The 5,572-nt window shown below is 73.2% G+C and carries 7 protein-coding genes; 2 read left to right on the plus strand and 5 right to left on the minus strand.

All coding sequences use genetic code 11. The features are described from left to right. From RWM17_RS11700 to RWM17_RS11710, 3 genes are all read right to left on the minus strand, one after another. Window positions 1-1,007, minus strand: a 1,007-nt coding sequence (locus RWM17_RS11700) for an SPFH domain-containing protein (RefSeq protein WP_314103881.1), incomplete at its 3' end; no start/stop codon positions are given. Between the two features lie 108 nt (window positions 1,008-1,115). After that, the gene (locus RWM17_RS11705) at window positions 1,116-1,607 is read right to left on the minus strand and encodes an NfeD family protein (RefSeq protein WP_314103882.1); all 492 of its coding nucleotides are present in this window, start codon (window positions 1,605-1,607) and stop codon (window positions 1,116-1,118) included. A 99-nt stretch (window positions 1,608-1,706) separates the two neighbouring features. After that, a complete protein-coding gene (locus RWM17_RS11710; RefSeq protein ID WP_123548256.1) occupies window positions 1,707-2,732 on the minus strand; it encodes a 6-phosphofructokinase in 1,026 nt (341 codons plus the stop codon). A 138-nt stretch (window positions 2,733-2,870) separates the two neighbouring features. Here RWM17_RS11710 and RWM17_RS11715 point away from each other — a divergent pair, with 138 nt between their 5' ends. Then, the gene (locus RWM17_RS11715; RefSeq protein ID WP_314103885.1) at window positions 2,871-3,488 is read left to right on the plus strand and encodes a DUF4190 domain-containing protein; all 618 of its coding nucleotides are present in this window, start codon (window positions 2,871-2,873) and stop codon (window positions 3,486-3,488) included. A 38-nt stretch (window positions 3,489-3,526) separates the two neighbouring features. Here RWM17_RS11715 and RWM17_RS11720 read toward each other — a convergent pair whose 3' ends face one another. Then, complete coding sequence (locus RWM17_RS11720) at window positions 3,527-4,012, minus strand: pyridoxamine 5'-phosphate oxidase family protein (protein ID WP_192040530.1); 486 nt, start codon at window positions 4,010-4,012, stop codon at window positions 3,527-3,529. Then, complete coding sequence (locus tag RWM17_RS11725) at window positions 4,009-4,929, minus strand: rhodanese-related sulfurtransferase (protein WP_314103889.1); 921 nt, start codon at window positions 4,927-4,929, stop codon at window positions 4,009-4,011. The genes RWM17_RS11720 and RWM17_RS11725 overlap by 4 nt, the downstream gene beginning before the upstream one ends. A gap of 80 nt (window positions 4,930-5,009) precedes the next feature. On the opposite strand from RWM17_RS11725, the gene RWM17_RS11730 reads away from it, so the two are divergent. Continuing rightward, on the plus strand, window positions 5,010-5,572 hold a 563-nt coding region (locus RWM17_RS11730; protein WP_314103891.1), incomplete at its 3' end, for a GntR family transcriptional regulator.

Genomic DNA, 5,572 nt, shown 5'->3' on the forward strand with positions numbered 1-5,572 from the left:
GCGTCGGCCAGCTGGGTGCGGCGGAACGCCTCGGCCTCGACGGCGGCGTTGGCCGCGTCGCGCTCGGCCTCGGCGTTCTGCACCGAGGCGTAGGCGGCGGCCTCGGCGGGCTGGCGCACGTCGATGTTGAGGCGCTCCTGGTTGACCTTCGCCTGCTCGGCGACGGCGATGCTCTCCTGCTCGGCGACGAGCTTGTCCTGCGTGGCGCGTGCCAGCTCGCCCGCGGCCGACGCCTCGGCGTTGGCCCGGTCGGTCTCGGCCTTGATCTGCGCCTGGCGCACGTCGAGCTGCAGCTGGCGCTCGGCCGTCTGCTGCGTGTTGCCGATGCGGGCCAGGGCCGCGATGCGCTCCGCCTCCGCCTCGGCCACGTCGGCGTTCTGCTTGGCGACCGCCGCCTCCGCGCGTCCGCGGTCGGCGAGGTACGTGCTGCCGGGCGTCTCGATCTCGCGGATGTTCATGGTCTCGATCTGCAGGCCGAGCTCGGCGAGCTCGCCCTTCGTCTCGTTCACGGCGTCCGCGGCGAGGCGCGAGAAGTTCTTGACGAGGTCGTCGACCGGCTGGCCGCCGATCAGCCCTCGGATCGAGCCCTCGAGGGACTGCTGCACGATCACGGGCAGCTGCTGCTGCTGCAGCAGGTAGCGCTGGGCCGCCCGGCGGACGCCGTCCTCGGTGCCGGTCACCTTGAAGTTGACGGTGGCCTTGACGGCTGTGCGGATGTAGTTGGCGTCGATCGCCTGCACCTCGACCGGGGTCTGGTACTGCTCGAGCGAGAGCGTGAAGCCCTCCTGGAAGATCGGCCAGACGAACGTGCGCCCGCCGATGATCACCTTCTGGGGGCTCGAGATGCCGCCGCCCTCGGAGCGCTCGGCCCCGCGGCCGACGACGATCAGCGCCTCGTTCGGCGGGACGCGGCGCACGCGGCTGGCGACGAACGACAGCAGGGCGAGCACGATGACGACGGCGACGACGACCGCGACGACGCTGGTGTTTCCGGTGATGAAGTCCACAGGGCTTCCTTCCAAGGGGCGGGGTGGTGCAGGGCTGGAGCGGTGCTGGTTGGGGTGCGCCGGTGCGGCGAGGTGGCCGGCGACGGCGGGGACTGCGGGGCGACGGGCCTACGGGGCGACGGGGCCCGCCGGGTCGACGGGCTCGACCTGCACCCGAGGCCCGGCCTCGGCGACGACCCGGACGCGGACCCCCCGGGCGATCGGGGCGTCGCTGTACGCGAGGCGCCGCTCGAGCTCGCGGACGTCGTCGAGGCGGACCTCGCCGCCGCTCGGCGTGGTCGCCTCGGTCGTGGTGCCGGTGAAGCCGACGGGCGACCAGTGGCCGCCGCTCTCGCGTCGGGTGACCCGGCGGACGAAGAGCTGCACGAGCACGAGCACGGCCGCCGCCACGAGCACGGCGACCATGTACGTCCAGACCGTGTCGAGACCGGCCTGGGTGGTCACGAGCCCGGCCAGCCCGAAGATCGACAGGGCGGCGCCGAGCGCGACGCCCGAGACGAGGCCGTCGCCGACGTCGAACAGGTCGAGCAGGTCGCCGACGACGATGCTGGCGAGGAGGACGACGAGCCCGACCGCCCCCACGACGATGAACGTGATCATGCGTCGAGACTGACAGGTCCGGAGGCCTCGCGCATCGCCTGCGCGGCGGAGCGTGGACGGACGGACGCCTCGCGACCCCGGGGAGGAGCGACCCGTGCCCTAGCCGAAGAGGATCGCGGCCTCGTCGTAGCGGTGCTGCGGCACGGTCTTCAGGCTGTCGAGCGCCTCCTCGAACGACACGTGCACGATGTCCGTGCCGCGCAGGGCGACCATGCGCCCCCAGCGGCCCTCGACGACGGAGTCGCTGGCCGCCATGCCGAGGCGGGTCGCGAGCACGCGGTCGTAGGAGGTGGGGGTGCCGCCGCGCTGGATGTGGCCGAGGGTGGTCGCGCGCGTCTCGATGCCCGTGCGCTCCTCGATGATCGGCGCCAGCGCCTCCCCGATGCCGCCCAGGCGCGGGCGGCCGAACGCGTCGAGGCCGCGCTCGGAGTGCGCGTCGCTCTCGTGGTCGGGCACGAAGCCCTCGGCCACGACGACCAGCGGTGCGCGCCCGCGGTCGTAGGCCGACTGCACCCACGCCACGATCTGGTCCATGCTCGTGGCCTGCTCGGGGATGAGGATGGCGTGCGCGCCGGCGGCCATGCCCGAGTGCAGGGCGATCCACCCGACGTGCCGGCCCATCACCTCGGCCACCATGCAGCGGCTGTGCGAGTCGCCGGTGGTGCGCAGGCGGTCCATGGCGTCGGTCGCGATCTGCACGGCGGTGTCGAAGCCGAAGGTGTAGTCGGTGGCGCCGAGGTCGTTGTCGACGGTCTTGGGGACGCCGACGATCTTCAGGCCGGCGTCGGTCAGGCGCTTCGCGGCCGCGAGCGTGCCCTCGCCGCCGATGGCCATGATGGCGTCGATGCCGAAGCGCTCGAGGTTCTCGGTGATGCGCTCGACCCCGCCCGCGCCCTCGAAGGGGTTGGTGCGGCTCGTGCCGAGGATCGTGCCGCCCTGCTTCGCGATGCCCTGGATCTCCTTGCGGGTGAGGGGCATGACGTCGCCGTCGACGACCCCGCGCCAGCCGTCACGGAACCCGACGAACTCCTGGCCGTGGATCTGCGTCCCCTTCAGCACCGCCCCTCGGATGACCGCGTTGAGTCCGGGGCAGTCGCCGCCGCTGGTGAGGATCCCTATCCGCATCGTGTCGCTCCGTCGCATGTCGGGCCCGGGGTCGGGCCGAGGTGCGTCCCATCATGGCGCACGGGGCTGCGTGCGCGGGTCCCTGCACCTCCGCGCCCGTACGGTCGGGAGCACGAGTCGGCGTACTACCCTCGGTGCATGACCGACCATCCCCCGCCGCGGCCTCCGTCGCCGTGGGCGAGGTTCGCACGGCCGGTGCCGGGCGAGCAGCGCGGGCAGTCCGTCGTGGGGCCCCCTCCGACCCTGCACCAGGAGGCGCGGGCCCGCCACGAGGCCGCCGTCGTCCCCGAGGCGGCCTGGCCCCCGGCCCCGGCGCCGGCTCCGTCGGACGAGGCGAGCCTCTGGGCACCGCAGCCGACGAGCTCGTCGGCCGGCGCCTCCTCGTCCTCGCCCCACGCCGCAGGCGGCCAGGGCTCGTACTTCACGGCGTTCGACGACGACGACTTCTGGGACAGCCGACCTCCCCGCAGCGACGACCCGGGACGCGGCCTCGCGATCGCCTCGGTCGTCTTCGGCGTCTTCGCCGCGCCCCTGGGCCTCGTGTTCGGGCTGGTCTCGGCACGCAGGTCGCGACAGGCGGGCCACGCCCCGACCCTGGCGCTGGTGGGCATGGTCGTCTCGGGCGTGGTGATCGTCGCGAGCCTCGTGTGGGGCATCTCCGCCCTCGACTACGTGACGCGGCTCTCGTCGACCTGCACCCAGCTCGGCCCGGGCGACTACGTCGACGCGGACGGGCGCACGGTCACCTGCGGCTGACCGCCCGTCGGGTGCGCGGGGCGCTGCCCTGACCCTGGCTAGAGCTGGACCGTGCCCGTGTCCGCCACGTTCTTCGGGTGACCACCGGTCAGCGCCGCCTTGGCGTACTTCAGCAGGGTCACGGCCTTCGGCTCGTTGCTGACCCAGTACTCGGCCGTGTCGACGTCGACCTCGATCAGGGCGACGGTGGGGTCGTCACGTCCCTCGTCGAACCAGGCCTCGGCGCCGGCCGTCCAGAACTCGTCGACCAGCGCGGAGTCCTTCGTCACCGACGCCTCGCCGGCGAGCGAGAGCCAGCCCTTGCCGGTCTCGACGGCGACGTTGACCTGCGGGTGGGCCTTGATGTCGTCGACCTTGGGGGAGGGGTCGCGGGTGAAGAAGTACACCTTGCCGTCGAAGTCGCGGTCGACGATCGCGAGCGGCCGGCTCACGAGGCGGCCGTGGCCGCTGCGGGTGGTCAGGATGCCGATGCGCCCGGCGTCGAGCACCTCGGCGACGCGGGAGATGTCGTTGGTCTCAGTCATGCGGGAGACGCTACGCCGGGGGCGAGGGAAGGGGTCCACCCGCGGGAGGCGCGGTGCGGGTCGCAGAGGACGACGTCGCGTCCCGCGCACGGCTCGCACACGACCAGCTGCTCGCGGCACTGCAGGTCGGAGCAGTTCTGCATCCGGCTGGTCGCCTCGCCGCAGGCGGAGCAGCGGCCGACGACGGCGGCGTGGTCGCTGAACTCGACGGACCCCCGCCGGTCGAAGACGTAGAGCGACCCCTCCCACAGGCCGTCGTCGCCGTAGCGCTCGCCGTAGCGCGCCACGCCGCCGTCGAGCTGGTAGACCCGGCCGAACCCCCGCGAGACCATCAGTGAGCTGAGGACCTCGCAGCGCACGCCGCCCGTGCAGTACGTGACGACGGTCTCGTCCTTGAGGTGGTCCCACCGGCCGCTGTCGAGCTCGGCCACGAACTCGCGGGTCGTCGCGACGTCCGGCACCACGGCGTCGCGGAACCGGCCGATGCGCGACTCGAACTCGTTGCGGCCGTCGAGGAAGACGACGTCCTCGCGCGCGACGAGCTCGTGCAGCTCCTCGGGCGTGAGGCGTGTGCCGCCGCCCACGACGCCCGACCCGTCGACGACCAGCTCGTCGGGGGCGCCGAACGTCACGACCTCGTCGCGGACCTTCACCGAGAGCCGCGGGAAGTCGTCGGCGCCGCCGTCGCTCCACTTCACGTCGAGGTCGCGGAAGGGGGCGTACTCCCGGGTCTTGCGGAGCCAGCGCTTCACGTCGGACACCTCGCCGCCGAGGGTGCCGTTCACGCCGTGCGGCGAGAGCAGCACGCGGCCCCGGAGGCCGAGCGACTCGGCCAGGTCGCGCTGCCACAGCCGCACGGCGTCGGGGTCGGCCAGCGGCACGAACACGTAGAACAGGACGATCCTCGACACGGGCACCGGACGAGCGTAGTGGACTGCTCGGCAGGGCATACATGCACTAGTGTCAGCATCTCGTACATCACACACGAGGAGGTGCTGTGCCCGTTCCGCACGACCGCCAGACCGTCATCCAGCGCCGTCTGCACAAGGACGACGTGCACGAGACGCTGCTCGCGGCGATCACGGCGGGTGCCCTGCCCGCCGGCAGCCGTCTGCGCGACGCCGACCTCGAGTCGTGGCTGGGGGTCTCGCGCACTCCGATCCGGGCGGCCCTCGTCCGGCTCGAGCACACCGGCCTCGTCGAGACCCTGCCGCAGCGCTGGACGCGGGTCGCCGTCGCCCGCCCGGCCACGGTGCCGGCCCTGGTCGTCGCGCTGTGCGCACTGTGGCGCGACCTCGTCGCAGAGGGGCAGGGCGTGCTCGCGCCCCACGCGGAGCACGACGCACGCCGGGCCTTCGCGCGCTGCGCGACGACCCTCGACGCCTACCGGGCCGACGTGTCGCACGACGCCGACCGGTGTCGAGCCCTCGTCGACGACGTCTTCGCCTGCGTCGCCCTGCTGCGGGGCGGCGGCGTTCCCGAGGCGGTGCGGGGCACCCTCGACGACCTCGAGTCGCGTCTGCGCCACCAGGCCGCGCTGCTCGGCCGTCGCCTCGACGC

The organism is uncultured Frigoribacterium sp. (assembly GCF_963515265.1).
Lineage (GTDB): Bacteria > Actinomycetota > Actinomycetes > Actinomycetales > Microbacteriaceae > Frigoribacterium.

What these genes read in the sequence shown, in the direction of transcription:
- RWM17_RS11710 (WP_123548256.1), bottom strand. Translation starts at nt 2,732, where the DNA reads ATGCGGATAGGGATCCTCACCAGCGGCGGCGACTGCCCCGGACTCAAC.
- RWM17_RS11705 (WP_314103882.1), bottom strand. Translation starts at nt 1,607, where the DNA reads ATGATCACGTTCATCGTCGTGGGGGCGGTCGGGCTCGTCGTCCTCCTC.
- RWM17_RS11715 (WP_314103885.1), top strand. Translation starts at nt 2,871, where the DNA reads ATGACCGACCATCCCCCGCCGCGGCCTCCGTCGCCGTGGGCGAGGTTC.
- RWM17_RS11720 (WP_192040530.1), bottom strand. Translation starts at nt 4,012, where the DNA reads ATGACTGAGACCAACGACATCTCCCGCGTCGCCGAGGTGCTCGACGCC.